The 24,907-nt window shown below is 46.6% G+C and carries 25 protein-coding genes and 1 riboswitch; of the genes, 14 read left to right on the forward strand and 11 right to left on the reverse strand.

Annotated elements, in window-relative coordinates:
* The first annotated feature begins 157 nt into the window (after positions 1 to 157).
* Complete coding sequence (locus Ami103574_RS05115; RefSeq protein ID WP_163065602.1) at positions 158 to 2,161, forward strand: cation:proton antiporter; 2,004 nt, start codon at positions 158 to 160, stop codon at positions 2,159 to 2,161.
* Between the two features lie 83 nt (positions 2,162 to 2,244).
* On the opposite strand, the gene Ami103574_RS05120 is transcribed toward Ami103574_RS05115, so the two are convergent.
* Complete coding sequence (locus Ami103574_RS05120) at positions 2,245 to 2,910, reverse strand: Crp/Fnr family transcriptional regulator (RefSeq protein WP_163065603.1); 666 nt, start codon at positions 2,908 to 2,910, stop codon at positions 2,245 to 2,247.
* A gap of 156 nt (positions 2,911 to 3,066) precedes the next feature.
* Here Ami103574_RS05120 and Ami103574_RS05125 point away from each other — a divergent pair, with 156 nt between their 5' ends.
* Together Ami103574_RS05125 and Ami103574_RS05130 are read left to right on the forward strand one after the other, a co-directional pair.
* On the forward strand, positions 3,067 to 3,408 hold the full coding sequence (locus Ami103574_RS05125) for an MGMT family protein (RefSeq protein ID WP_163065604.1): 342 nt from the start codon (positions 3,067 to 3,069) through the stop codon (positions 3,406 to 3,408).
* Between the two features lie 141 nt (positions 3,409 to 3,549).
* A complete protein-coding gene (locus tag Ami103574_RS05130) occupies positions 3,550 to 4,185 on the forward strand; it encodes a flavodoxin family protein (protein WP_163065605.1) in 636 nt (211 codons plus the stop codon).
* A 112-nt stretch (positions 4,186 to 4,297) separates the two neighbouring features.
* Here the strand turns inward: Ami103574_RS05130 and Ami103574_RS05135 are convergent, their stop codons facing one another.
* Positions 4,298 to 5,713 carry an aminotransferase-like domain-containing protein gene (locus Ami103574_RS05135; protein ID WP_163065606.1) on the reverse strand — a complete coding sequence of 472 codons (1,416 nt, stop codon included), beginning with the start codon at positions 5,711 to 5,713 and terminating at the stop codon, positions 4,298 to 4,300.
* 96 nt (positions 5,714 to 5,809) lie between these two features.
* Between Ami103574_RS05135 and Ami103574_RS05140 the strand changes: the two genes are divergently transcribed.
* From Ami103574_RS05140 to Ami103574_RS05150, 3 genes are read left to right on the forward strand one after another with little or no spacing between them, the layout of a single operon-like run.
* Positions 5,810 to 6,535, forward strand: a complete 726-nt coding sequence (locus tag Ami103574_RS05140; RefSeq protein WP_163065607.1) for an AzlC family ABC transporter permease — start codon at positions 5,810 to 5,812, stop codon at positions 6,533 to 6,535.
* A complete protein-coding gene (locus Ami103574_RS05145; protein WP_163065608.1) occupies positions 6,516 to 6,848 on the forward strand; it encodes a branched-chain amino acid transporter permease in 333 nt (110 codons plus the stop codon). The genes Ami103574_RS05140 and Ami103574_RS05145 overlap by 20 nt, the downstream gene beginning before the upstream one ends.
* A gap of 9 nt (positions 6,849 to 6,857) precedes the next feature.
* The gene (locus tag Ami103574_RS05150) at positions 6,858 to 7,100 is read left to right on the forward strand and encodes a hypothetical protein (protein WP_163065609.1); all 243 of its coding nucleotides are present in this window, start codon (positions 6,858 to 6,860) and stop codon (positions 7,098 to 7,100) included.
* Positions 7,101 to 7,182: 82 nt separating this feature from the next.
* On the opposite strand, the gene Ami103574_RS05155 is transcribed toward Ami103574_RS05150, so the two are convergent.
* Positions 7,183 to 7,473, reverse strand: coding sequence for a DUF6506 family protein (locus Ami103574_RS05155; protein ID WP_163065610.1), 291 nt, complete (start codon positions 7,471 to 7,473; stop codon positions 7,183 to 7,185).
* 289 nt (positions 7,474 to 7,762) lie between these two features.
* Between Ami103574_RS05155 and Ami103574_RS05160 the strand changes: the two genes are divergently transcribed.
* The gene (locus tag Ami103574_RS05160; protein WP_163065611.1) at positions 7,763 to 8,095 is read left to right on the forward strand and encodes a winged helix-turn-helix transcriptional regulator; all 333 of its coding nucleotides are present in this window, start codon (positions 7,763 to 7,765) and stop codon (positions 8,093 to 8,095) included.
* Between the two features lie 211 nt (positions 8,096 to 8,306).
* Positions 8,307 to 9,695 carry an amino acid permease gene (locus Ami103574_RS05165; RefSeq protein WP_163065612.1) on the forward strand — a complete coding sequence of 463 codons (1,389 nt, stop codon included), beginning with the start codon at positions 8,307 to 8,309 and terminating at the stop codon, positions 9,693 to 9,695.
* A 79-nt stretch (positions 9,696 to 9,774) separates the two neighbouring features.
* Here the strand turns inward: Ami103574_RS05165 and Ami103574_RS05170 are convergent, their stop codons facing one another.
* The 3 genes from Ami103574_RS05170 to Ami103574_RS05180 all read right to left on the reverse strand — a co-directional run bounded on the left by Ami103574_RS05170 (position 9,775) and on the right by Ami103574_RS05180 (position 11,142).
* Positions 9,775 to 10,173, reverse strand: coding sequence for a bacteriohemerythrin (locus tag Ami103574_RS05170; RefSeq protein ID WP_163065613.1), 399 nt, complete (start codon positions 10,171 to 10,173; stop codon positions 9,775 to 9,777).
* Between the two features lie 95 nt (positions 10,174 to 10,268).
* Positions 10,269 to 10,724, reverse strand: coding sequence for a chemotaxis protein CheX (locus tag Ami103574_RS05175; RefSeq protein WP_163065614.1), 456 nt, complete (start codon positions 10,722 to 10,724; stop codon positions 10,269 to 10,271).
* Complete coding sequence (locus tag Ami103574_RS05180; protein ID WP_163065615.1) at positions 10,714 to 11,142, reverse strand: bacteriohemerythrin; 429 nt, start codon at positions 11,140 to 11,142, stop codon at positions 10,714 to 10,716. Before Ami103574_RS05180 ends, Ami103574_RS05175 begins: the two co-directional genes overlap by 11 nt.
* A 255-nt stretch (positions 11,143 to 11,397) precedes the next feature.
* Between Ami103574_RS05180 and Ami103574_RS05185 the strand changes: the two genes are divergently transcribed.
* The 4 genes from Ami103574_RS05185 to Ami103574_RS05200 all read left to right on the forward strand — a co-directional run bounded on the left by Ami103574_RS05185 (position 11,398) and on the right by Ami103574_RS05200 (position 17,698).
* Positions 11,398 to 12,183, forward strand: a complete 786-nt coding sequence (locus Ami103574_RS05185) for a MotA/TolQ/ExbB proton channel family protein (RefSeq protein ID WP_163065616.1) — start codon at positions 11,398 to 11,400, stop codon at positions 12,181 to 12,183.
* Between the two features lie 77 nt (positions 12,184 to 12,260).
* Positions 12,261 to 13,052 (forward strand): OmpA family protein, encoded by a 792-nt coding sequence (locus Ami103574_RS05190; protein WP_163065617.1) that lies wholly within the window; start codon positions 12,261 to 12,263, stop codon positions 13,050 to 13,052.
* A gap of 103 nt (positions 13,053 to 13,155) precedes the next feature.
* A complete protein-coding gene (locus Ami103574_RS05195; protein WP_163065618.1) occupies positions 13,156 to 15,855 on the forward strand; it encodes a translation factor GTPase family protein in 2,700 nt (899 codons plus the stop codon).
* A gap of 162 nt (positions 15,856 to 16,017) precedes the next feature.
* A riboswitch (glycine riboswitch) is annotated at positions 16,018 to 16,110 on the forward strand.
* A gap of 241 nt (positions 16,111 to 16,351) precedes the next feature.
* A complete protein-coding gene (locus tag Ami103574_RS05200) occupies positions 16,352 to 17,698 on the forward strand; it encodes an amino acid permease (RefSeq protein ID WP_163065619.1) in 1,347 nt (448 codons plus the stop codon).
* Between the two features lie 191 nt (positions 17,699 to 17,889).
* Here Ami103574_RS05200 and Ami103574_RS05205 read toward each other — a convergent pair whose 3' ends face one another.
* The 5 genes from Ami103574_RS05205 to Ami103574_RS05225 all read right to left on the reverse strand — a co-directional run bounded on the left by Ami103574_RS05205 (position 17,890) and on the right by Ami103574_RS05225 (position 22,626).
* Complete coding sequence (locus Ami103574_RS05205) at positions 17,890 to 19,011, reverse strand: aminotransferase (RefSeq protein WP_163065620.1); 1,122 nt, start codon at positions 19,009 to 19,011, stop codon at positions 17,890 to 17,892.
* A gap of 85 nt (positions 19,012 to 19,096) precedes the next feature.
* A complete protein-coding gene (locus Ami103574_RS05210) occupies positions 19,097 to 20,116 on the reverse strand; it encodes an ornithine cyclodeaminase family protein (RefSeq protein ID WP_163065621.1) in 1,020 nt (339 codons plus the stop codon).
* A gap of 150 nt (positions 20,117 to 20,266) precedes the next feature.
* Positions 20,267 to 20,695, reverse strand: coding sequence for a hypothetical protein (locus Ami103574_RS05215; RefSeq protein WP_163065622.1), 429 nt, complete (start codon positions 20,693 to 20,695; stop codon positions 20,267 to 20,269).
* A 283-nt stretch (positions 20,696 to 20,978) separates the two neighbouring features.
* The gene (locus Ami103574_RS05220) at positions 20,979 to 22,142 is read right to left on the reverse strand and encodes a PucR family transcriptional regulator (RefSeq protein WP_163065623.1); all 1,164 of its coding nucleotides are present in this window, start codon (positions 22,140 to 22,142) and stop codon (positions 20,979 to 20,981) included.
* A gap of 31 nt (positions 22,143 to 22,173) precedes the next feature.
* Positions 22,174 to 22,626 carry a DMT family transporter gene (locus Ami103574_RS05225; protein ID WP_163065624.1) on the reverse strand — a complete coding sequence of 151 codons (453 nt, stop codon included), beginning with the start codon at positions 22,624 to 22,626 and terminating at the stop codon, positions 22,174 to 22,176.
* A 594-nt stretch (positions 22,627 to 23,220) separates the two neighbouring features.
* Between Ami103574_RS05225 and Ami103574_RS05230 the strand changes: the two genes are divergently transcribed.
* Positions 23,221 to 23,979, forward strand: a complete 759-nt coding sequence (locus Ami103574_RS05230; RefSeq protein ID WP_163065625.1) for an S-layer homology domain-containing protein — start codon at positions 23,221 to 23,223, stop codon at positions 23,977 to 23,979.
* 3 nt (positions 23,980 to 23,982) lie between these two features.
* On the forward strand, positions 23,983 to 24,882 hold the full coding sequence (locus Ami103574_RS05235) for a hypothetical protein (RefSeq protein ID WP_163065626.1): 900 nt from the start codon (positions 23,983 to 23,985) through the stop codon (positions 24,880 to 24,882).
* Positions 24,883 to 24,907 lie beyond the last annotated feature (25 nt).

A 24,907-nucleotide genomic window follows, 5' to 3' on the forward strand; every position in this document is an offset into this window, starting at 1 on the left:
ATTAAATAGTGAGTATACTCATAATAACAAATGTAACAATGAATGTAAACAAAATGTTTAATTTCATCACCCATTGTAGCACAGGGGATATTCTTTGTACAGGATGCCCGCAGCATAAAACCTGCAAAAAGAAGAAAGGGAGCAAGGTGGTTTATAGGTGGTATTATTTGAGTATATTTTAATTTTACTGGCGGCCGTTTTATTGTCCAATTTAATTAATCGGTTTTTGCCGTCTTTGTCGGTTCCCATCATTCAGATGATTTTAGGGGCTGCGGTCGCACTGATTCCGTTTGGAGCTTTTGGTTTTGAATTTGAGTTGGAGCCGGAGCTGTTTTTCGCTTTATTCATTTCTCTGCTAGTCTTTCACTCGGCTATGAAGCTGGACAAGAAGAGCTTTTGGGCTATGAAGGGGCCAATCTTAAATATGGCCTTGATTTTGGTTGTTTTCATCGTAGTGGCCTTGGGGTGGCTGCTGCACTTTTTTATGCCAGAAGCTTCTTACGGCATGGCATTCTTGCTGATGGCAGCCTTGGCTCCTACGGATATCGTGGCGGTAGATGCCGTAGCCAAGAGGGTAAAGATGCCGGAGAAAATCATGGGGGTGCTGACCGGGGAGTCCCTGATCAATGATGCTTCTGGTATCGTGTGTTTTCAGTTTGCCTTGGCAGCGCTGGTGACCGGGTCGTTTTCTTTGTCTAGTGCGGTAGGTCAGTTTGTCCTGATGGGTGCAGGCGGTATTCTGCTGGGGTTGGTGCTGACCGGCTTGAAGTATGCGGCGGTGAGGAAGATTCGGGCCTTGGGCATGGAAAATGTTACACTTCACACGCTGCTAGAGATTTTGACCCCTTTTGTGGTTTTTATCGTGGCGGAATCCTTCTCCGTCAGTGGAATTCTGGCGGTCTTTGCTTCCGGGGCAGCCCATAGCTTTATGCGGGATAAGTTTAACCCGGAGACGGTAACGTTGAGCCTGACCTCGGACAGCGTCTGGTCCGTACTGTCCTTTACTTTGGATGGGCTGGTCTTTGTGATTTTAGGAACTCAGCTGCCAGGGATTTTCCGAGGTATGCACAGCCCTTCTTTCCCGCTGTCTGGCGGACAGATTCTACTGCTGGTGATAGCTATTACAGCGGCTTTGCTGGCCGTGCGCTTTGTCTGGTGGCTGCTGACGGTGCCGCCTCGCTATTACGTGGAGGCAGAGAAACCTTTAAGCCGGGTTAAGTCGGCTTTAATTTTCAGCTTGGCCGGTCCGCGGGGGGCGGTGACTTTAGCTACGGCTATGACTATTCCCCATCTGCTGGGGGCGGAGCCGTTCCCTTACCGGGAATTGATTTTGATTCTGGCGGTGGGTGTCATCGTTTTGACGCTGCTGATCACAAACTTTATTCTGCCGTTGTTCGTAGAGCGAAGTTCAGAAAAAATCCGCAATACAGATGAAGCACTGGCTTATGGAGAAATCCTCCGGCAGGTAATAGCGCAGCTGAACCGGCAGGCTACACCAGAGAATCAGGGGGCTACAAATATGGTCATTCGCAGCTACTATGCCCGCTACGGTAATCTGATGCGGCGGCACGAAAGTTTAAAGGTGGAGGATGAGCAGGAAAAGCAGCTGAGGTTGGAGATGGTTCAGTGGGAGCAGGAGAATACCTTGCAGCTCCGAGATTCCGGTCAGCTGGATGCTCTATCAGCGGCTAAGTATTTACACATGCTGGAGGTTCGGCAGGAACAGATTCAGGGCATGGCTGATTCCAAGGTGGTTTGGATGATAAAATGGCTGATGAGATGGTTTACTCAGCGGCTGTGGGGACAGAAAAAGATGGCTGTCTGTGGAGGCATCGTCTGTGCTATCTCCAACAACGGTCAATATGTGCTTATGAAACTAAGAGAGTTAGAAGGGCGGCAAGAGGACCCGGTAGTCGTGCGGCTGATTTCGGAATACGAGGTGTCCACCATGGTGAGGAAGCGCCTTTTCGACAAGGAGCATCGGCCAGACAATACAGAGGTGCCAGAAGACCGGATTATAGAGGTAGCCGGAAACGGCCTTCAAATGGAACGGGATTTAGTTCAGGAGATGTTTGAGGCTGGGCGGATCACTTGGGAAACAGCCAGGGATATGCGCCGAAATATTGCCGCAGTAGCATCCCAGTTTGAAGAAGGGGTGTAGGAAGGGAAGGATAAGCCAGGTGAAGTTAGTTTATTCTGCCGACTTCACCTTTAAACGGCGCCAACCCCTCCGGTCTAAAAACGTTAGTCTTTTTTCAGCAAGCGAAAGGTATTTCGCTCTACCTCAATGAGGCCATCTTGCTTCATTCGCTCTAATTCCCGGCTGAGAGCACTGCGATGGGCACACAGATAGTTGGCCAACTCCAAACGACCTAAAGGAATCTCAAAGGAATCCTGTTGGCAGGCTTGAGCTTGAAGGGAAAGATAGCTGAGAATCTTTTCACGCAGAGATCGTTTAGAGGTGACTTCAAGTTTTTCCATCAGCCGTATGTTTTGGTGGGCGAGAACTTTTACCATGTTTTCAATCAACTGATGATGGCAAGAGCAGGACATCTGGCAAGTATGCAGGACTTGATGAAAAGGAATAAAGAGAATTCGGCAGTAGGCAGGTGCATAATAGGACTTGGTAGGATTTGGGCCGCTGCCGCAGGCCACCGATTCCCCGAAGACGGCCCCTCGCTCTAAAAAGTCTAAGATAGTCTTTTTACCCCATACATCCTCTTGGATTAAGTGCACAGAACCTTGAAGGATTAGACAGATGCACTTAATAGGCTTATCCAGCAAGACCGATTCTCCCCGTTGATAACTGAGGATATAGCTGCTCAGGCAGGCCAGCATAGGAGACAGGTCATCATCCTTGATTCCGTCAAACAAAGGAAACGGATTCGGTTGATTTGACTTTTCATTCATAAGCGTTACCTCCTGATTTCATTATATCTGGAGAAAAAGGAAGTTGCAACTGCAATGTCGATTCGTTGATAATAGAAGAGCATATGGGAGAAAAAGAGCGAAGTATGTGGTATCATAGGAAGAGGAAGGTAATCTGGTAAAAGGGAGAAATCGGGCATGGACAATGCAACTTTTTATGAGGCAATTTATGAAATTGTAGCTGAGATACCGGCGGGCAGTGTGGCCACCTATGGTCAGATCGCCTGGATGGCGGGGAGTCCCAAAGCCCCTCGGATGGTGGGTTACGCCATGAGTCATGTGCCAGCGGGCGCTAATCTGCCTTGCCACCGCGTGGTGAATCGTTTGGGAGAAATGGCTCCCTATCATGTGTTTGGGGGCGAGACATTTCAGCGGCAACTGCTGGAGCAGGAAGGCGTTTCCTTTCTGGAAAATGGCCGCATCGACATGAAGAAGTGCCAGTGGAGGCTCTACGGATCTCCGGAAGCGATGGATAAATAGTTGGAACGGATTGGAAAATATTCGGGAGGTATGGGAAAAAAATACGGATTGACATTCTAGATTTTTATGTTACCATGAGGACGGTATATGGCCAGGGGAGCGGTATGTGAGGCGAATAAGGCCATTGCCAGGAGGGTGAAGATGAAAGTATTATTAGTAAATGGCAGCCCTAATAAAGAGGGCTGTACGAATCGGGCTCTGCGGGAAATCACAGATACCTTGGAGAAAGAAAACATTGAAACGGAGATCATGTGGCTGGGCAGGAAGCCTATTTCCGGTTGTACGGCCTGTAGAGCTTGTCAGAAGCTGGGGACCTGTGTGATTAAAGATGTGGTGTGTGAATTTTTGGTGGCAGCAAGAGACGCCGATGGCTTTATCTTTGGCAGTCCGGTCCACTATGCAGGAGCCAGCGGCAGTATGACCTCCTTCCTAGATCGGGTCTTTTATGCAGAGATGGCCGGCAATGGGAACAAGTCCCTTTATTTGAAGCCTGGTGCAGCGGTAGTTTCTGCCCGGCGGGGAGGCACTACAGCGGCTTTTGACCAGTTAAATAAGTATTTTACCATTCAGGAGATGCCCGTTATTTCCTCCAGGTACTGGAATATGGTTCACGGCAACACACCAGAGGAAGTTGAACAGGATTTGGAAGGTCTTTACGTTATGCGAGTCTTGGCCAGAAACATGGCTTACCATCTGCGATGTAAGGAGGCTGCTGAAAAGGCAGGCGTAGCGCGGCCTGAGGAGGAGGCTAGGGTAATCACTAACTTTATCCGCTAGTGGGGAGGGGCTATTCTACATACCCACATACTCAGTTGAGCAATACACAATAGATTTAACTACTAAAGAGGTCCAATTGTCCCAGGTGACAGTTGGGCCTCTTTTGATGGGGTTATGTCCACAGCACTTCCCGCAGGACGGCAAGGCCCTGTGCCAGCTCATCCAGAGACTTGGTGGAGGATAGAGCTACCCTTAGGTAATGCTCCTGACCATGAGGGGCAGTAACAAAACGGTTGGAGTCAAATACCCGAACGCCCCTGGATTGCAGGTTTTCCAGCAGCTGAGGAACCTGGCGGTCAGCAGGTATGGGCAGCCAGCGGAAAAAGCTGAGAGGATGGCCTAGGCGGAATGGGGAATGGTGAGGGAGATCTGATGCCGGAAAAAAAGAATAAAACAGGTCGTTAGCCTGCAAGGCCAGCCGCCTTTTTTCAGCCACAATCTCATAGGCTCTGCCCGATAGGATTAACTCGGTGATAACTTCTCCGTCTAGGGCGGAACTTTTTACGTTGATATTAAAAATGGCTTGCTGTATTGGCTGGCGGAAGGCTTCACCGAAGACCATATAGGCGATTCGCAGGCCAGAGCACAGAGATTTTGATGTGCCGCAGATGTAGACTGTATGCTCCGGAACTAGCTGATACATGGGCTGGTGATAGTCGGAAAGGATGCCAGCGGTTAGAAACGCGTGAATATCATCTTCGATAAGAATCAGCTTTTGTTTCCGGATCACCTCTGCCAGCTCCAGTTTCCGTCGCTGAGATATCATCACGGTAGTAGGGTTGCAGCAGGAGGGCATCAGGTAGAGTCCTCGGATGTCGGTGAGACGGCACTGGTTTTCCAGCGCTTCCGCAGACATGCCTTCCAGATCGCCGTCTATGGGTACCAGCTGGATGTGCAAGGTTTTAGCCAGTTCAATAAAGTTGGAATAGGTGAACTGGTCTACAGCAATGCGGCTGCCCGGCTCAAATAGGGCAAATAAAGTAACGGCCAGGCCGTTTAGCGTTCCAGAGACAATGGCTGTCTGCTGAGGTTCAGCCTGGATACCCAAGCCTTTCATCCAGTTGAGGCCCGCCAGCTTCTGATGGGGCATGCCGGTAGGATGGTCGTAATTGAACAGGTGGCTCAGATATTTTTTTTCGGCGACCTTTTGCGCTGCGGGGGTGACCATGCTGTTACATTGTTCAAAAGAGGCGACAAAGCCCAGTTCAATGTATTCCTGGGGCGTACCGTCTAAGGAAATGGTGATGGAACGAGCGGCGTTGGGAGACACAAAGGTCCCGCTGCCTACGACGGCGTAAATAAGCCCTTTGCGTTCACATAGTTTATAGGTACGGGTTACCGTGGTGAAGTGGATGTCCAGATAATCTGCTAACTCCCGCTGGGGAGGCAGCTTGGTACCGGGAGCCAGACGGGAGTGGGTTATGTCTTGTTCCAGCAGGTCAGCCAGAGCTAGGTAGAGGGGACGTTTTAACTGAGTTTTGTCTGGTTTCCAGGATAAGGGGTAGTCTAAAAAAGAATTGACGGGCATATCTGCACCTCCCATAAAATTGTAATGCATACAATTATAACGTTGATTGTATGGTTTTGCAATGCTACAATAAAAAAAGTAGACAGGAGGTACTATATGTCACAGCAAAAAATTATCAAGAAAGCCCTGTTTGCGGCCTTTCCATACACAATCCCCATTTTTGCGGGATTTGTTTTTTTAGGGGTAGTCTATGGAATATACATGAATACCGCGGGATTTAACGCCCTGTATCCCATGGTCATGGCAGCTATAATCTTTGCTGGTTCCATGGAATTTGTGGCCACCAACTTACTGCTGGTAGCCTTTGATCCGCTGCGGGCCTTGGTGTTAACTCTTTTGGTCAATGCCAGGCACTTGTTTTACGGGATTTCCATGTTGGACAAGTATAATGGGACCGGCTGGAAAAAGTGGTTTTTAATCTTTGGCATGTGTGATGAATCCTTTTCCATCAACTGTTCGGTAATCATTCCACCGGGTGTGGACAAGGGCTGGTTCATGTTCTTCATCACCCTGCTCAACTACTTGTATTGGGTTTGTGGAGCCACCATAGGGGGCTTGTTGGGACCGCTGGTTCAGTTTAACACGGATGGACTGGACTTTGTCATGACAGCACTCTTTGTGGTGATTTTCTTAGATCAATGGCTGAAAAAGGAAAAACATTACAGCTCCTTAATCGGCTTGGGTGTAACGGCTCTGTGCCTGATTGTCTTTGGACCAGAGAACTTTATCATCCCGGCCATGTTAGGTATTTTGTTTTGCTTAAGTATGCTGCGCAAATTTTTGGAGAAGGAGGAGCCGACTGATGACCATGACCTTGCTTGAACGCGTAATTACCATTGCGATGGTCGTGCTGGGAACCATGACCACTCGATTTCTGCCCTTCTTGGCTTTTCCTGCCAACAAGCCTACGCCCAAATACATACAATACTTGGGAAAGGTATTGCCTTCAGCAGCCTTGGGGCTGCTGGTCATCTACTGTTTTAAGGATGTGTCGTTTTTAAAGGGCAGCCACGGAATCCCGCAGTTGGTTTCCGTGTTGGCTGTAGTGCTCCTGCACTTGTGGAAACGGCAGATGTTGATTTCCATCGCGGGCGGAACCATTACCTTTATGCTGCTTATGCAGTTCCTGTTTTGAGGAGACCGGATGGATGGAGGAAGAAAAATTGAGGAGAAAAAGAATTTGGAAGCTGGCTGTTTGGACAACGAGTTCCTTTATTGGCCTGATATTTCTGGGACTGATCAGCTGCTTTATGGCGGTCCCTTTCCCTATATGGACTATCGTTTTGCGGGGCGCTGCCGTTGTAGCTTGCGCCTGCTATATCGTTTGCGGCATCAAACTGCTAAACCTGCTGAGAGCAGAGACATGTTACCGGAATTATTAAAATAAAAGACCCCAGAGTACCGTCTTGAGAGGACAAGGCTGCACCCTGGGGTCTTTTTCATAGGGAATAAGTTCTGTTCTGGGGTTTTTACTTCCCCTTAGAAAAAGCTGCTGCGTAGACCGCATCCTGCTCTGGCAAGTGGGTCACGTAGCCAATAGGCAGCTTATTGCCTGTGACTTCAATAATCTTTCTAGCCCCCGTTTCCCCAAAGGCACCGCAAAGCTCAATGCAGTCACAGCCGCTTTCTGCCAGTTCTCTGGCCGCCTGGCAAGCTTCCTCGAGGGTGGACACCCCTACAATTTGTGCGGTATCTCCGTGGATAGCGGCCCGATCGGTCGTGTGGTCAAAGGGCCCTAGGATGATAAAAGCAAATTTCATATGTGCCTCCTTGTAACTGGTTTTTCTTACGGCGGGATTTCTCCATTCTTTTCTGAAAAAAGCGAAGTCTGCCCAACCGCTGAGTAGATAAGGTTATTGTACTCTATGGCCGGATTAAAAGCAAGAAGGGGAGGGGGGACCTTTATTCTCTAATAATCACAAGGACACAAGATTGACATTTTTTATGGGCTATAATATTATTCTATTTAAAATGAGGATAAAACAAGTACGTACATTTAAGTATAATACTTACGATAATATTCAATACTTACTTAAAGGAGAGCATAAGATGGACAAACGCTGTATTGCTAAAGAATATCTTGGAGAAACGGGATTCAGCTATACCCTGTCGCTGATCAACGGAAAATATAAGATGACGATTCTCTATACCTTGATGGAGTTTTCGGTGGTGCGGTTCAATGAAATGAAGAAATACATCGGGGAGATTTCGTATAAAACCCTCAGCTCCACCTTGAAGGAGTTGGAGGCAGACCAATTAGTCCACCGAGAAGAGTATCCTCAGATACCTCCTAAGGTAGAGTACTCACTGACGGAGAGAGGCAAATCGCTGATCCCTGTCCTAGATTTTTTGTGCGAGTGGGGCGAGAATAACCGGTTATGAAAGGGACAGGCTATAGGACAAGCTAGAGGACAGGCTGTTTCGACAAATTCCCCTCATATACTTCCTATTGTACAAGCATCATAATTATTTTACAAAAATATTGTTAAAGTAAACAGAAAACTGTTTGAACCTGAATATAATTTATGGTATATTTAATTACGTTATTCTACTGTAGGAATGCGTATCAATTGAAGTAAAAGGAGGACCTTGCATGTTAGACATTTTTAGGAAAATGCCTATAGAACGAATCTTAAGCGAAAAAAAGGAAGGCCCCCAGCTGAAACGAGTGTATGGTGCTTTTGAGTTAATCATGCTGGGCATCGGTGTTATTGTCGGCAGTGGTATTTTTGTTATCACTGGGGTGGCCGCCGCAGATTATGCGGGACCGGCTTTGACGATCTCTTTCATCATTGCTGGTTTTGCCTGCGCCTGTGCCGCTTTATGCTATGCGGAGTTGGCATCCATGATACCGGCTTCGGGCAGTTCGTACACTTTCTGTTATGTGGGCCTGGGAGAGGTCTTTGGCTGGTTTGTGGGCTGGTGTCTGATCCTAGAGTATATTGTAGCCATGTCGGCCATTGCCACAGGCTGGTCGGCCTACATTACCAATCTGCTGACGGTAATTGGCGTAGATCTGCCGTCCGTATTGACAGCTGGCCCGTTTGAAGGCGGTCTGATAAATCTGCCGGCGATACTGATTGTATCGATTATCGCTGGGCTGTTGCTGCTGGGTGCGCGGGAGAGTGCCGCCGTGAACAATCTGCTGGTAGTGGTAAAAATCGCGGTTATTGTTTTGTTCATTGTCTTGGGAATGAAACACGTAGACGTGAGAAACTTCACGCCTTTCATGCCATACGGCTGGGACGGTGTTTTTGCAGGAGCTGCTATTGTATTCTTTGCTTATCTCGGTTTTGACGCTATAGCCAATGCGGCAGAGGAGGTAAAGAATCCAGCCAAAGATATGCCGAGAGCTATCGTCGGTTCACTGATCGTGGTAACTGTCCTGTACATCGTAGTAACTTTAGTGCTGACAGGGATGCTTCCGTATCTGGCGTACAAAGAGGTTGCAGCACCAGTAGCTTATGCACTGGCTCAAGTAGGTATAAACTGGGGTTCAGCCTTGGTATCTGTGGGCGCCGTAACTGGTTTGACTTCTGGAGTTTTGGTAACCATGTACAGCAGCAGCAGAATGATTTATGCTATCAGCAGAGATGGTTTACTGCCTATTAAATTTTCTAAAATCAGTGTTAAGGCAGGCACCCCAGTGACAGCCATTTTCGTGGTATGGATCATCGGATGTCTGCTCTCCGGCTTCTTGCCGATTGGCATTATTGCGGAGCTGGTGAACATGGGTACTATCGCGGCCTTTATCATGGTATCAATTACGGTAATCGTCCTGCGCAAAAGTCACCCAGAATTGGAGAGATCCTTTAAGGTGCCTCTGGTACCAGTAATCCCTGCTGTAGCTATTGTTATCTGCAGCTTCCTGGCCATTCAGTTAGCTTCTGTTACCTGGATTGCCTTTGCCTGTTGGGTGACCCTTGGCTTGACCGTTTATTTTGTTTACGGAAAGAGTCACAGTTTGCTGGGCAGAGCATAGAAGGTTTGCAAGCAAATTTCTAACACACACATAAAAAAGCTGGATTTCATTGAAATCCAGCTTTTTGTATACCATATTGTTATGCTTTTGTTTTAGCAAATTCACCAATTTTCTTGTCCATATTAGAAATGTGTTTGGTCAGCCAATCCAGAATCATTTGGTTGGCATTTATGATGACCACTAGGTTTCCGCCCGAGGTCTCATATGCATTGCGCAATTTGGTCAACTCAGCGATAAAGGTAGTATGAGCACTTTTTTGTGCATTGTATTCCGGATAATTGATGCTCAGCATATACTTCTCTTCATCAGCAAAATGCTTTTTTGTGTAATCGTCCAAGAATTTTAACAACTCTCCTACATACTCTTTCGCTTGGTTGTTTCGTCCGGCTTCAAAGAGTTTTTCGGCTTTTTCAAACCACATCTTATGCTGATCGTCGATCATGGTTACTCCAACAGATAAATTTGGTGTCCAAGGCATAAATATCTCCTCCTCACAGATGCTTTTTCAAGCACGCTTAACCTATATTTGCAAATAATTTAAAGACAGTTCTCATCACCCAAGGGGTCCGGTTTTCAGCCCTTGGATGGGTTTAGGCGGATGTCCAGACAGACATCGCCAGCAGAGGTGCTCAGGCAACAGGCCATTTTGATTTCGTAGGACTTGCTATCGTCTCCTGCCCGCTGTACCGGTGGCAGGATATCACATGCTAAGTCGTTACCAGAAAGTGTGGTCAGTACGTTGCCGCTGATAATGTTGGCAATTTCAAAGATGGCAGAGGTAACGAATTCGTCCACCGAATCCACTTCCATACCGCTCATGATGTTTACTATGTTGACTGAAGTCGTCACCGGAAAACGGTAAATCACTTCACCAGTCAAATCGCCGATGACGCCGATGGCGATATCCAAGGTTTCATCGCTATCAGGAAAGGTATCGGAAGGACGGTCTTCAATATCGGAAAGATCCAACATCAGCTGAAATACGCTGCGAGTAGCCTCCAGGAAAGGAGCATACAGGTCAGTGTTCATTACCTGCCACCCCCTTTTCGATTGCATAGGTGGCAATGCGCTGGTCTTCGGAAGCTACGTGGTTGATCAGCCAAGCTAGTAGTTTGCCAGCAAATTGCTGAATCAGCTGCTGGTCAAATCCGCTTTTTTCATATTCTTGAGAAACTTGTACCACATAGTTGACCATTTCTGTATGTATCTTTTTATGTTCTTCCCAGTTTGGATAGCCGATGCTGGCCTGGTAGGCCTCCTCGTCTCGGAAGTGTTCTACTACGTAACCCTTCATAAATTCTAATGTCTCGTTGACACGCTGCACTTTGTCTTCCCAAGATGCAGAGGACCGAAGCACTTGCATAAAGGATTCTACCCGTTGGAATAATTCCTTGTGCTGGGTATCAATCAGAGGCACGCCAAGCTCATATTTATCTTTCCATAGCATAAAATTGAGTTCTCCTTTCTGAAAAAAACGAACCATTTAGCGCTTGTCGAAAATCCCAGGTAAAATCTGGAATATAAGCGCTATAATTTATCGAATTATGTAGCCAGTATAATCTTTGTGGCGTTAAAAGTCAACAAAGGAGCAGGCAGATATTGAAATATATGGAGAAAGATGTTGAAATAGTAATTGTACTAAACCATAAAAAATGGTATCATTAAAGATAGAGTAAAACATATGGGACAAAAAGGAGGAAATATGGAACTTACTACAATTTTAGGCATTATAGTAGGGATTACTTCGGTCGTGGGGGCCATGTTTTTTAAGGGATTGAGCTTTGGGATATTTAACAACCCGGCTGCCTTATTCGTAATCTTTGTCGGCACGGCGGCTACTATTTTGATTTCCTATCCGGGAGAGGATCTAAAAAAATTAGGAGCTTTATTTAAAATCCTTTTTACAAAGCAAAAGGATATCTCTGAAATAGAAATCATTGAGATGATGGTCAATTTATCCACCTCAGCCAGAAAGGAAGGCCTGCTTTCGCTTGAGAGTAAGGTTGATGAAATCGAGGACCCTTTTATCCAAAAAGGTATCCGTATGGTGGTGGATGGCGTAGAAGAAGAAGTCATTGCTGATATATTAGGGTTGGAAATTCAAGAGATTGAGAAACGCCATGCGCTAAATGCGGGTATCTTTTCCTCAGCAGGTATGTACGCGCCGACGCTGGGAGTATTAGGTGCTGTATTTGGACTGATTGCCGCCATGGTTCATATTGACGATACGGGAGAGATGGCCCATGCTATTTCCGCAGCCTTCATGGCTACCGTACTAGGTATTTTTACCGGTTACGTGCTCTGGCATCCCTTTGCCATGAAGCTTAAGGTCAAGAGCCAGCACGAGATAGGGATTAAGGAAATGGTAGTAGAAGGTCTGCTGGCTATTCAGCGAGGGGATTCTCCTTTCATGCTGAAAGATCGTCTGATGGCTAGTCTGCCGAGCAGTAAGCAGGAGCAAATTGCCGAAGACATGAAGTCTGAATAATAGTATTACATATTTGTATTATGGGAGCATCATTACGCAGTAAAATGCAATTAAAGCTAGTATAAGGAGGTTGCCGGATGGCCAGAAAGAAAAAACATAAGAAACATGAAGAAGAACCCAACGAAGCGTGGCTACTGCCTTATTCCGATTTGATGACGTTGCTTCTGGCTGTTTTCATTGTTCTCTTTGCGGTAAGTCAGGTGGACCAAGCCAAAGCGGAAGCCATGGCGGAGCAGTTTCAAGAAATGGTCTCGAGCCAAGGGTCGGGATCGGGTACTGGTAACGGCACGGGCACCGGAGCAGGAGAGGCCGGGCAGCCAAATGCGCTTTCGGAATCCAGTGTGCTCACGGAAGAGGAACTGGCGGAATACATGGGTGATTACGAGCTGGATGAACTAGAGCAATTGAAAGCGGAACTGGATGCCAAACTTATTGATGAACATATGACGGCTTCAGTGACTACCAGTATTGATATGCGTGGTCTGGTTGTCAGTTTAAATAATGCCGTATTTTTTGATTCAGGCAGTGCTGCCATTTTAACGGACAATATTAACACCTTAAATGAGGTTGCGGCTACTATCAATACGATGGATAACTATATCCGTATTGAAGGGCACACGGATAACGTGCCGATGAATTCAGAGCAATATCCATCTAACTGGGAACTATCTTCTGCCAGAGCAGCCAGTGTCGTTAAGCTGTTTATTAACAGCGGCGTTTCACCGGCAAAGCTGGTATCGGTGGGCTACGGTGAATATCGGCCGGTGGCTGATAACGATACTGGAGAAGGACGAGCCAAGAACAGACGAATTGATATTATCGTGCTCAGTGAAAAATATAACAATTTGGAAAAACAGCTTATCGAATAAGCTCAATGGGAAGCCCTTGATTTGCGTCAGGGGTTTCTTTTGATTCCAGGCATTGTTCAGTCTGATAAACACTGATAGAACAAAAGGGAAGGGTTACAGAACCATGAAAAAATTAGTTGTTGGAATATTGGCGCATGTAGATGCGGGAAAGACCACCTTGTCGGAGAGTATGCTCTACCTCACTGGCAAGATTGGCAAGCTGGGGCGGGTGGATAATAAGGATGCCTATCTGGACACCTATGAATTAGAACGAGCCAGAGGCATCACGATATTTGCCAAGCAGGCCTTGTTGAGCTGGGGAGATGTTCAAGTGACTTTGTTGGACACACCGGGCCATGTGGATTTTTCAGCAGAGATGGAAAGAACCCTTCAGGTATTGGATTACGCTATCCTCGTGGTCAACGGAGCAGACGGTGTGCAGGGGCACACGAAGACTTTGTGGAATTTGCTAGATTATTATGGAATCCCTGTTTTTCTGTTCGTCAACAAGATGGATCAGCCAGGCGCAGACCAAGAAGCCTTGTTGCGTAATCTGAAAAAAAGGCTAGACGATAGATGTATCGATTTCGGGGCCTCCGCCCAGCTTAGCTGGCAGGAGGAAGTGGCCTTGTGCGGGGAGAAGCTGATGGAGGAGTATTTGGAACAATCTTCCGTCAGCAAGGAGGCGGTTCGCCGGGCAATTTGGGAGCGGCAGCTATTCCCTTGTTATTTTGGTTCTGCCCTGAGGGCAGAGGGGGTTCGAGAGCTGCTAGAGGGTATATCCGTATATGCAATGGAACCCGAGTACCCGGCTGATTTTGGTGCCCGGATATTCAACATCACCAGGGATGATCAAGGAAACCGATTGACTCATCTAAAAGTGACTGGCGGTAGGTTAAAGGTGAGAGATTTGCTGAGTGGAGGAGACTGGAGTGAAAAGGTGAATCAGATTCGCCTTTATTCCGGGCTGAAGTTTGAGGTGGAAAATGAAGTCCAAGCAGGGACTGTCTGTGCCGTTACTGGTCTTAGCGAGACCAGACCAGGGCAAGGGCTGGGAATAGAGGAAGAATGGGGGCCGCCGTTGCTGGAGCCGGTACTTTCCTATCGGCTTTTGCTGCCAGCTGACTGTGATCCCCGGGTGTTGCTGCCCAAGCTGCGTCAGTTGGAGGAAGAACAGCCGGAGCTGCGGATTTCTTGGGAGGAGCCGAGTCAGGAAATTCAGGTGCAGCTCATGGGAGAGGTACAGACGGAAATTTTGCAGAGCACGGTTGCCAGTCGGTTCGGCGTGGAGATTGGATTCCACCCCGGCCGCATGGTCTATAAAGAGACGATTGCCCATCCAGTAGAAGGGGTGGGGCACTTTGAGCCTCTGCGCCACTATGCCGAGGTTCACCTGCTGATGGAGCCTGCAGAGCCCGGAAGTGGATTACACTTTGCAACGGCTTGCAGCGAAGACCTGCTGAGCAGAAACTGGCAGCGGTTGGTTCTAACCCATCTGGCGGAAAAGAGTCATCGGGGGGTGCTTACCGGCTCGCCGATTACCGATATGCGGATTACTTTGGTGTCAGGGCGAGCCCACAATAAACACACAGAAGGCGGCGATTTCCGCCAGGCCACCTATCGAGCGGTACGCCAGGGTCTGAAGGAGGCGGAATCCGTACTTTTGGAGCCCTTTTACGCCTTCCAGCTGGAACTGCCGGAAAATATGGTGGGCCGAGCGATGACCGATGTGGAGACCATGGCAGGAACCTGCCAGGTTGAACGCACTGACGGAGAACTGACACTGCTGACGGGCAAGGCCCCCGTGGCTACCATGAAGAATTATCAAAAAGAGGTAGCCGCCTATACGAAAGGACAGGGAAAACTGTTTTGTACCTTGTCAGGTTTTGAGCCCTGTCATAATTCCCAGGAGGTCATTGCGGATATGGGGTACGACTCAGAAAGCGACCTGGAAAATCCGACGGGTTCTGTCTTTTGTGCTCAGGGAAGCGGCTATTTGGTCAGCTGGAATCAGGTGAAGGATCACATGAACCTGGAAAGTTATCTTCGCCAGCCTGGGCAGGAGGGGGGCACTGGGGCGCAGGCTGTTTACGGCGGAAGTGGAGAACAATGGATTAGCCCGGATGAAATTGATACGATTTTCCGTCAGACTTTTTTTGCCAACCAGGGACGGAAATCTGTGTGGAAACGAACTCGCGGGCCTCGGGAAGAAGCCTTCGGGGCATCAGGTGGTACTTTCGGGTCAAATTCCAGACCGGGTAACGGTCTTAACCCGGCAGGATACGGCAGCTTACAGAAGGATGACCGAGAAGAATATCTGCTGGTAGACGGCTACAACGTTATTTTCGCTTGGGAGGATTTAAAGGAGCTGGCGGAGGTAAATATGGACAGTGCGAGAATGAAACTGATCGACTGTCTCAGCAATTATCAAGCGCTGCGCCCTTGGCGGATTATCTTGGTCTTCGATGCTTATCGGGTTCAGGGCCATCGGGAAGAAACTGTAGATTATCATAATGTACGAGTCGTATACACCAAAGAAGCGCAGCCGGCAGACCAGTATATCGAGCGGTTTGCCTATGACAATCAGAAGAAATATCGGATTACAGTGGCCACCTCTGACGGCCTTCAGCAGGTCATTATTCGGGGAGCCGGCTGCGGACTGCTGTCTGCCAGAGAGTTGAAAGAGGATGTGGAGGCGGCCAGCCGCCAGCTTCGCCAAAAGCACCGACAGCTGCTGGAGCAGAGAGCCGATGCACTGGGAGATTATCTGAGCCCAGAAGAAAAACAGAAGCTGGAAAAACTGCTGGAGGAAGAGTACCAGTAAAAATAAAAGAAAGTATTGCAACTTCATGCAATATATATTAATATAGAACAGTAAAATTTAATATTTTTTTCAGATGAAGATAGCGGGAGAGCAGTGGCTGCGGCCATTCACCGAAGAAGTAAATCTTTCAGGTACCTAATGTTATTAGAGATGACCGCTATTGGATGAAGCCTTGGAGAGACTCTTTTTAAAGAGCACCGAAGGGGAAAGTCAGAACATGGCGAAACTCTCAGGTAAAAGGACAGGGTATAGGTACATATCTTAATTAATGGAAGCAATATTTTTGGTTTCTTTCTTTTTAGATTTTATTTATTCCCAATTACACTCCAACAAAAAAATACACAAGCAATGTGGCTCCGATCTGAATCTTTTTAAGACAAATCGGGGCCTGTATTATCGTGGGACTGGAACGAGCCAAACAGCTGGACTGCGGAGACTTGACTTTCTAGGGACTGGCGATAATAGAGAAAGTAACAGTGAGAAAGGCGGAATATTTATGTCAGAAAATCAACACTTATCCAGGGGATTGAAAAATCGCCATGTACAGCTGCTTGCCATCGGTGGAGCCATCGGAACAGGACTATTCCTGGGGTCTGGACGGTCCATTCATCTGGCGGGACCTTCTATTTTGCTGGCTTACCTGATTACGGGACTGGTCTGCTACTTGATTATGCGGGCATTGGGAGAGGTCCTGCTGTCCAATTTAAACCACCATTCCTTTGTGGACTTTGTCCAGGATTATTTTGGGAACGGTGCTGCTTTTATTACCGGATGGACCTATTGGTTTTGCTGGATTTCCTTGGCCATGGCCGATCTTACGGCTGTCGGACTGTACATACAGTTTTGGTTTCCAGGCGTGCCTCAGTGGTTGCCAAGCTTAATCGGACTAGTCGTGCTGTTAATCATGAATCTGACGGCAGTCAAGCATTTTGGTGAAATGGAATTTTGGTTCGCTTTGATTAAAGTCATCGCTATTCTGGCGTTGATTGTCCTTGGATGTTTCATGGTTTTCACTGGTTTTTCCACCGATGCAGGCCCGTCCAGCTTTTCTAATCTGTGGACCCACGGCGGGTGGTTCCCCAACGGGGCCAGCGGATTTATTCTTTCCTTCCAGATGGTGGTCTTCGCCTTTACCGGCATTGAGCTGGTAGGCCTTACTGCAGGAGAAACCCAGAACCCAGAGCGGGTTATTCCAAAGGCTATTAACAACATTCCGGTGCGAATTGTCATTTTCTATATTGGTGCACTTTTTGTTATCATGAGTATTTATCCTTGGAATTCCATCGATCCAGCTGAAAGTCCTTTCGTTCAGGTCTTTGCCTCTGTGGGTATCGCTTCAGCAGCCAGCATTGTCAACTTTGTGGTGCTGACTTCCGCGGCCTCTGCCTGCAACAGTGGCATATTCAGCACAGGCCGCATGGGCTTTTCTCTGGCAAAGGAAAAGAATGCGCCAGCCTTTATGCGCAAGTTGAACAACAGTCAGGTACCGGCCAATGCGATGATTTTTTCTGCGGCAGCTATCTTGATTTCCGTTGTGTTGAATTATGTTATGCCGGAAAGTGTGTTTGTGCTTATAACCAGCATATCTACCTTCTGCTTCATCTACATCTGGGCCATGATGGTCCTTTGTCATCTGCGGTATAGGAAGAAGAACCCGGCATTGGCAGCCAGAAGCAAGTTTAAGATGCCTTTTGCACCATTTTCCAACTATCTGGTGCTGGCTTTTATCGCTTTTGTGCTGGTGGTGCTGGCCCTCAATGAAGACACCAGAATAGCCCTGTTAGTAACGCCTGTATGGTTTCTTATACTGGCAGTCCTTTACAAGGTGTTTAAAGCTAGGTAGAGCTGGCAAACTGTCATAAAAATGGAGTGCAACAGAACAGCAGTACAATTCTGTAAGAAAAGAACAGCCCTGCCGGTATTACTGGCAGGGCTGTTCTCATTCAATTAAGCACTATGTCATTCAATTAAAGGTATTATAATATATGGTTGTCGATAATTATATTACAGAAAATCAATTTGCTTGAAATTAAATTAGTTTTCTTTTAAAAATTCAGCAAATTTATCCAACCCTTCCCGAAGAGTCTTGGAATCGAAGGCGTAACCAATTCTCACGCAGCCTTCCAGCTCAAAACAGGAGCCTGGAGTAAACAGTAAGCCCTTTTCCTTAATTAGGCGCACACACAACTCATAGGAAGGAATGTTCTTGTCGTAGTACACCAAAGCGGTGGTCCCAGCTACTGGCTTTAGATAGTGAACACCTTCTGTTTCGCGGACCCACTGGTCTAAGATAGCTCGGTTCTTGTTGAGAATAGCTCGGTTACGCTTGAAAATAGCATCTTTGTGGGCTAGAGCGATGCTGGCAAACAGGTCATCCAGACGGCCGCAGCTGATGGTGTCATAATCACGTCTGGTCCAACAGGCTTTCAGGACCTCCGAAGATCTGGTAGCAATCCAGCCTAGGCGCAGGCCAGCCAAGGAGAAAATTTTAGACATGCTGCCCACAGAAATCCCTTTATCATATAAGTCTACGATAGATGGCATATAACTCTCGTTTTCCGCAATACCTCGATACACTTCATCGGACAAGATATAGGCATCCACGCTTTTAGCAATTTCTACAATTTCTTTCATGATGCCCAGGGGAATCCAGGAGCCGGAAGGGTTGTTGGGGTTGTTGATGGTAATAACCTTGGTATGCTCATCTACTAGGCCTCTCAGCAGATCCAAATCTGGCAGGAAGTCATTTTCCAGTGTCAGCTGTAAGGGACGCACTTCTGCACCGATAGATTCTGGTATGGAATAATGCTGCTGGTAAGTAGGCATGACAGATACCATATTGTCTTTGGCCTCGATTAAGGATAAAATCACCTGATAATTAGCGCCGATAGCTCCGTGGGTTGGGATGACTTGTTGTGATGTAATATTTTCGTACAGTCCGGCAATGCCCGTCAGCAGGTTCGGAGAACCCTCGATGTAGCCGTAAGTCATCCGCTCATCCGCCAAGGAAGCCAGGAATTCCTCCGGATTTTTTCCTGCCAGCTCCAGCAGCTCCCGCAAAGACATTGAATCGATGCAGGTTTCCCCCAGATTGTATAGGGCATCATTTTCAAACTCGTTCATCCATTGTTCCACTTTAAAGGTTTTGATTTTCATATTAAATCCTCCATATTTCATTTTCATAAATCACATCTTGACCACATAAAGATTTCAAATAAAAATTAGGTCCAGCTGAAAACTCTTACAAATTGACGCGAGTGCCCAGGCCGGCTTTATCGGCTTCTTTAAAAGCCAACTTGGCCATAATCAGATCTAGCAGAGCCGTGCCCGTAGCATCAAAGACGGTAATCTGCTCCTTACTTTCCCTGCCCGCTGTCTTTCCGGTGATGATTTCACCGATTTCTCCGGCGATGTGCTCTCTAGAGATAATTCCATTCTTAATAGGGAGTTCGATTTCCCCAACATTGATGCACTGTTCTAAGTCATCCACAAAGATTCGCGCATGTCTTAAAATTTCTGAATCAATTTCCTCCTTGCCAGACATGTCGGCCCCAATACAGCTGAAATGAGTGCCAGGCTGGACCCATTCCCAGTGAATAAGAGGGGTCCTGGCTGGTGTCACCGTAATGATGATGTCACTTTGTGCAGTGGCCTTTTGGATATCTGAAACAGCGGTGAATTGAATATCCGAATTGTAGGGAATGTTTAGGGTTTTCAAAAGTCCTTCTTTAATCGTTTGGGCGAAAATTTCAGCTGATTTGTAGTCTAAGGCATCGTAGATAAAGACTTCCTTGATATTAGGGAACAAGGTCAGTGTGGCAGCAATTTGAAATGTGGCCACATGTCCTGCCCCGACCAGAAGGAGTCGTTGAGAATCGGGATTAGCCAGATATTTGGCTCCCAGAGCACCGGCGGCGCCCGTGCGGATGCCTGTAATGTAGCTGCCGTCCAAGATACCCAGCGGGGCTCCGGTACTGTCGTCAAAGACCATGACGGTGCCGATAAGCGGCGGGAGTTGTTTGCCTATATTATCACCAAACCAAGAGACCAGCTTCAGGCCAAAGAGACCGCTGCCTTTCAGCCAGCCGGATTTAATGTCCATATCGGCTATACCTGGCTGAAACTCATGAAAGATCAGCGGGAATACCTCCGTTTCTCCTAGGGCTTTCTGCCGATAGACTTCCTCTACGTTTTCAATCACTGCATTCATCTTTAACACTTGTTCTGTTTCTTCTTTGCATAAGACTTTTAATTGGAACATCTCATACCACCTTTCTTTATTTTGTCCTTGTGCAAGTGCCGCAAGGATCAAACTTGTTTTAGCCATATTACATCGAGAATCGCATTATAGGCTGTGTTACCGTTTTTTTGTCAGAGTGCAGGCTCCTTTGTACAGCAAGATGTTTCTTTACTAATTTTTTGTTATCAGCAGCAGACCCGCCAGACAGAGGCCGACTCCGGCTATTTTAACCAATGTGATACTTTCCCTGTATACAAACAGGCCTACTAAAATCAGCAGTAGGGATAAGATGATGTTGCATACCAAGGGGCCAATACTGATATTCCAACCTGATCGGTACAAAGCAATATAGCCGTATTCTAGGAGCACGATGGACAGCCCAAGAGCAAAGGGTGCCCAGTTCATATGCCTGATTTGTGATTGAATAGGTTCAGAAGGGCCATAGAGAAAAAATACGGCAGTCGAGCAGATTGCTGCTATCAGGTAGGCTAAAGTCAGGCTTAAAAAAGGGTTTATTTGAGCAGGCATAATCTTGGTGGCGTTTTGGTAAATCAGGTTGGCGGTGACAATTAGGGCCACTGGCAAATAATAATGAAACATAGGACCTCCTTATCCTGCATCCGAGCTGTATGTTGCAGATCTAGAAACTCTTTTTTTTAGTATAATAAAAAAAATCAGGGGTTTCATTAATTGGCTATACAAAAATTACTAGAGTTTTTTGTATAAAAAACAAGGTAAAAGGCTTCTTTTATAGAAAGAATGACTGTTGCGCATTAGGATTGTTAAACATAGCAGGAAAGGGTGACAGGAGTCATGTGATTCAGTTAAGGGAGAATGGTCTGGAAGGAAGAAATGGCAAAGAAAAGAGGCCGCCTAGGCAGCCTCAGTGTACGTACTCGTTAAGCAGATAAATTTTTATGGCTACGGCTAAGTGCTCAAAAAATGTCAGCTCATGGCTATGGGGGTCCAGCAGTTCATGAATCTTGTTTACCCGGTAGCGAACGGTATTCTTATGGCAGAAAAGTCGTTGGCAGGTTAAGTTCAGATCTCCGCCTGCCAGGACGAACTGCACAGCTGTCTTGATCAAGTCTCGGCCTTCGTCGCTTTTCGGCAGGATGGGACGAAGATACCGCTTCATATAGTTTTGTACATGGACAGAGTGAAGTTCTGGCAATAGCAGCTGGTATTCACCGATTTGATTGTACCAAGTCTGCTGCTGGCCTTGAATTCGGCCTACTATGGCCGCTTGGATGGCTTCTTCTATCGCCGTAGGCAGTTGCTTCCGGTTCTGGTGGACAGCACTGATGCCCAGAGGCAGAGTTCCGGCTTCCAGGCCCAGATAGAACAGCGCATCCCCCAAAGTGGGTTGAAAATCTTTCCCTGATTTATCGCTGGAAAAGATCAGTAGAAGGTCCTTTTTATATTTGGAGACAATGCTGGTATAGCTAAACTTTTCGGGAGGACGAAAAGAAAACAGCAGGCTCATAACTCGATTTTCATCGCCAACTTTCAGGTAGAAAGCTTGAATTTGTGGCTGCAAGTGAGGGTTTAAAGAAGCAATGCGGGCTTCTAGCTCTTCTGAGGAAAATTCAGCTTTACCTAGATCCTGAATTCGATTTTCCAGTAAAGTCAAGTTAGAATCTATCTTCAGTAAATTCATGACAGCAAAGATGAGGTCTTCAAAAAAGGCATCTTCATCGTGAAACTCTAAAATAGGCAGTTGGGCAGCGTTGGCAAAATCCAACACTTCCTGAGGGAGTTGCTTATAGATGACGTTCTTATAGGCAAAAGCACTGATGCCCAGAGCAGCCAGTTGCTGGACAGCTTGCAGAAGAGCTTCTTCCCGGCCTTTAGCAAAGAGTAAGCTGCTGAGAACTAAGCTGTTTTTATCAAACATGCTGCCCCGACGGTTCTCATAACCATCCATAAACTCAAAATCTAGCACTTGGGCGGCGGAGAGAATGCGGTTTAAGCCATTTTGCCCGGCCACTACTTTGAAATTTTTAAAGATATCCAATTGGAATAAATCTTTTACGTAAATAGACATCTGTGTACCTCCTCTTGTGCAGCCGTTACCATCAAAATTTTTGAATTAAATAGACTCCGGAAAGAAGTAAAACCAAGCCCAGAGCCCGAGGAATAGTTAACAGGTGAACCTGATTTCCCAGGAGACCAAAATGGTCGAAGAGGATGGTCAGCAGCATCTGACCGCAGACCACCAAACTGAACATGTTGGCAAAGCCAATTCGAGGGGAAGCCGCGATGGTGGTAAATAAGTAAAACGCGCCTAGGGCTCCGCCGGTAAACATCCACCAGCGAAGGCCGGACCAGCTATCCTTGGGCAGCGTATAAGTGCCATTAAATACAAAAAAAGAAAAGACTAGGGCCAGGCACAAGGTCCCCACGGCAAAGCTGATTAGCGAGGAGAGTACGGGACTTTCCACCTGATTTCGAAGCTGGCCGTTTACGCCTACTTGAATGGTCAATGCTGTTCCTGAAATAAAAGATAAGAGATAATACCAGATGGTCATGTGTGAATCCTCCTGAATGCACGGGCTAAGCATGAACTTGTCCAACTATTTTAATTGACCTTTATTTTATCACAGAAGCCTTTGCAAGAAAACCATCTGTTTCTAGGGCATATCAGCGATAGAAAATAATCTTGACGGACATAGAAATATATGGTACTATAAATTCCAAATGGTTAGCAAGTGCTAACTTCAAAATTTGTTTTTCTCGGCCGTATTACTTACCGCCGACACGTCATCTTACTTATCTCTTAAACCAGAAAAAGTTGAAGTATACTTATCTAACTCTTTCCCCATACCCAAGGTTAAATTGGGTTTAAAATATAGATTAAATGGCGGTTAATGATTTAATCGGGAATCTTCCCCGCAGTCATTAAGAGCTGCAAGAAATGAATACCTGTGGATATATTTTTTTAATCGATAGTTAGCTATATCTAACTAAAATCAAGAAGCAGTTATAAGACCTACAGTCATGAAAATCAGGGGAATTCAAATTTAAAATAGACAAAGGAGGTTATGATGATTAAAGTAGTTGCTTAGAGAAAAATCTAATAATTGAGTATAGGGCAGTATTAAAACTGATAAGGAGCGTATCTAATGAAAATTATGCAAAAATTTCGAGTGCTTGCCATGGCGGCATTCGTACTTACTATTTTAGGTCAAAGTGCTTTGGCCGAAAGTGGATATAATGACATTGAAAAGCATTGGAATAAGGAGAATATCACCAAGTGGCAATCCAATAATACCATTTTGGGCTATGAGGATGGGAGCTTTAAGCCAGACAATGCTGTTACACGGGCGGAGTTTTCCGTAATCTTGAATCGTGTTTTCCAGCTTCCAGCTGCAACTACATCACTTGGTGATTTTATAGACATCTCTGCTAAAAGCTGGTATGCAAATGCTGTAGGACAGATGAAGGAGGCTGGAATCATAAATGGATATGAAGACGGAACCTTCCAACCTAATAAATACATCACCCGGCAGGAAGCGTGTATGCTGTTATCAAGAGCTTTTGAGATTTCAGGGGCTGATACCAATGTGCTAGCAAGTTATACCGATAAGTCAGAGGTGGATCAATGGGCACGTTCTGCCGTGGCGGGGCTTGTTCAAGAGGGCTATCTTCAGGGCAGCAATAATACTATAAAAGCAAAGAACAACATTACCCGTGCGGAGCTTGTAGCACTCATAGAAAATATGGCCGGGAACGTATGGAATTCTTCACAAGCTGCCGATGTCGTTGAAGGCAATCTTGTTATTAATTCAGATGCTGCCGTATTGAACGATGTGACGATTAAGGGGGACCTCTTTCTCACACAGGGTATTGGGCAAGGACAAGTGGACCTGAATAATGTATAGGTTATGGGAAGGCTTGTCGTCCTTGGCGGCGGTGGAAATAGTATTCATCTTCGGGATTCACAAGTTGGAAAAACCTTGGTTATCAATGACACGCAAAATAAGGTGCGTGTTGTGGTAGAAGGCTCCAGCAAAGTTTCTGATGTGCTATTAAAGAGTGGTGCAATCCTTCAAAATACTGGAGAGGCTAAAGCGATTGGCGGATTGACCGTTCAAGGCAGCGGAACCGGTCCTTTAGTGCAGTTTGAAGGAAATTTCGGCGATATTACGGTTCAGGGATCCAATCCCAATGTTCGGCTTTCTAGCGGAACTATTCAGAACCTAATTGTAGATAAAAGCACACAGCAGTCAAGCATTCTGCTTTCAAACGGTACAAGTGTGGTGGCGCTGCAAGCAAATGCCCCGGCAACGATTACCGGAACTGGAGTTATTTCCCGTGCTGTTATTCAATCAAACGGCGTAGTTTCTTCCATTTCACCTAGCAATGTTACGCTTGGCAACAATACCACGATGAAAGTTGGCGAGAAGGTGGTTTCCAATAGTTCCGGCAGCACAGGCACTTCGGGCAGTTCCGGCGGCTCTGGCAGTTCCGGTAGCTCTGGTGGTTCTGGCAGCTCTGGCGGCTCCAATAATTCTGGTGGGTCTACCCCAAATCCGAGCACACCAAGTTACCTGAAGAGTTGGGCCGTATCTTTTGTAGGTCCGGTAGAATATGTATCAGTGGTCTTTGAGACGGGAACAATAGCCGACTACAAATTCGCCATTGATGGTACGGATGTGACAAATGAATTTACCCCTGTCACCACAGAAGGCACTGTCGTTAAGTACGAACTAAAAGCAGGCCAAGCAAAACTTGTCATTACAAACAAATCGGATAATACAACGGCAACGCTTGCGCTTCGCTGATAATGTTTATCTGAATTAAATAACT

It is taken from the genome of Aminipila butyrica, from assembly GCF_010669305.1.
Taxonomy (GTDB): Bacteria; Bacillota; Clostridia; order Peptostreptococcales; family Anaerovoracaceae; genus Aminipila; species Aminipila butyrica.

Coding starts and splice junctions, on each gene's coding strand:
- Ami103574_RS05120 (WP_163065603.1), bottom strand. CDS start 2,910: ATGAATGAAAAGTCAAATCAACCGAATCCGTTTCCTTTGTTTGACGGA.
- Ami103574_RS05125 (WP_163065604.1), top strand. CDS start 3,067: ATGGACAATGCAACTTTTTATGAGGCAATTTATGAAATTGTAGCTGAG.
- Ami103574_RS05130 (WP_163065605.1), top strand. CDS start 3,550: ATGAAAGTATTATTAGTAAATGGCAGCCCTAATAAAGAGGGCTGTACG.
- Ami103574_RS05135 (WP_163065606.1), bottom strand. CDS start 5,713: ATGCCCGTCAATTCTTTTTTAGACTACCCCTTATCCTGGAAACCAGAC.
- Ami103574_RS05140 (WP_163065607.1), top strand. CDS start 5,810: ATGTCACAGCAAAAAATTATCAAGAAAGCCCTGTTTGCGGCCTTTCCA.
- Ami103574_RS05145 (WP_163065608.1), top strand. CDS start 6,516: ATGACCATGACCTTGCTTGAACGCGTAATTACCATTGCGATGGTCGTG.
- Ami103574_RS05150 (WP_163065609.1), top strand. CDS start 6,858: ATGGATGGAGGAAGAAAAATTGAGGAGAAAAAGAATTTGGAAGCTGGC.
- Ami103574_RS05155 (WP_163065610.1), bottom strand. CDS start 7,473: ATGAAATTTGCTTTTATCATCCTAGGGCCCTTTGACCACACGACCGAT.
- Ami103574_RS05160 (WP_163065611.1), top strand. CDS start 7,763: ATGGACAAACGCTGTATTGCTAAAGAATATCTTGGAGAAACGGGATTC.
- Ami103574_RS05165 (WP_163065612.1), top strand. CDS start 8,307: ATGTTAGACATTTTTAGGAAAATGCCTATAGAACGAATCTTAAGCGAA.
- Ami103574_RS05170 (WP_163065613.1), bottom strand. CDS start 10,173: ATGCCTTGGACACCAAATTTATCTGTTGGAGTAACCATGATCGACGAT.
- Ami103574_RS05175 (WP_163065614.1), bottom strand. CDS start 10,724: ATGAACACTGACCTGTATGCTCCTTTCCTGGAGGCTACTCGCAGCGTA.
- Ami103574_RS05180 (WP_163065615.1), bottom strand. CDS start 11,142: ATGCTATGGAAAGATAAATATGAGCTTGGCGTGCCTCTGATTGATACC.
- Ami103574_RS05185 (WP_163065616.1), top strand. CDS start 11,398: ATGGAACTTACTACAATTTTAGGCATTATAGTAGGGATTACTTCGGTC.
- Ami103574_RS05190 (WP_163065617.1), top strand. CDS start 12,261: ATGGCCAGAAAGAAAAAACATAAGAAACATGAAGAAGAACCCAACGAA.
- Ami103574_RS05195 (WP_163065618.1), top strand. CDS start 13,156: ATGAAAAAATTAGTTGTTGGAATATTGGCGCATGTAGATGCGGGAAAG.
- Ami103574_RS05200 (WP_163065619.1), top strand. CDS start 16,352: ATGTCAGAAAATCAACACTTATCCAGGGGATTGAAAAATCGCCATGTA.
- Ami103574_RS05205 (WP_163065620.1), bottom strand. CDS start 19,011: ATGAAAATCAAAACCTTTAAAGTGGAACAATGGATGAACGAGTTTGAA.
- Ami103574_RS05210 (WP_163065621.1), bottom strand. CDS start 20,116: ATGTTCCAATTAAAAGTCTTATGCAAAGAAGAAACAGAACAAGTGTTA.
- Ami103574_RS05215 (WP_163065622.1), bottom strand. CDS start 20,695: ATGTTTCATTATTATTTGCCAGTGGCCCTAATTGTCACCGCCAACCTG.
- Ami103574_RS05220 (WP_163065623.1), bottom strand. CDS start 22,142: ATGTCTATTTACGTAAAAGATTTATTCCAATTGGATATCTTTAAAAAT.
- Ami103574_RS05225 (WP_163065624.1), bottom strand. CDS start 22,626: ATGACCATCTGGTATTATCTCTTATCTTTTATTTCAGGAACAGCATTG.
- Ami103574_RS05230 (WP_163065625.1), top strand. CDS start 23,221: ATGAAAATTATGCAAAAATTTCGAGTGCTTGCCATGGCGGCATTCGTA.
- Ami103574_RS05235 (WP_163065626.1), top strand. CDS start 23,983: ATGGGAAGGCTTGTCGTCCTTGGCGGCGGTGGAAATAGTATTCATCTT.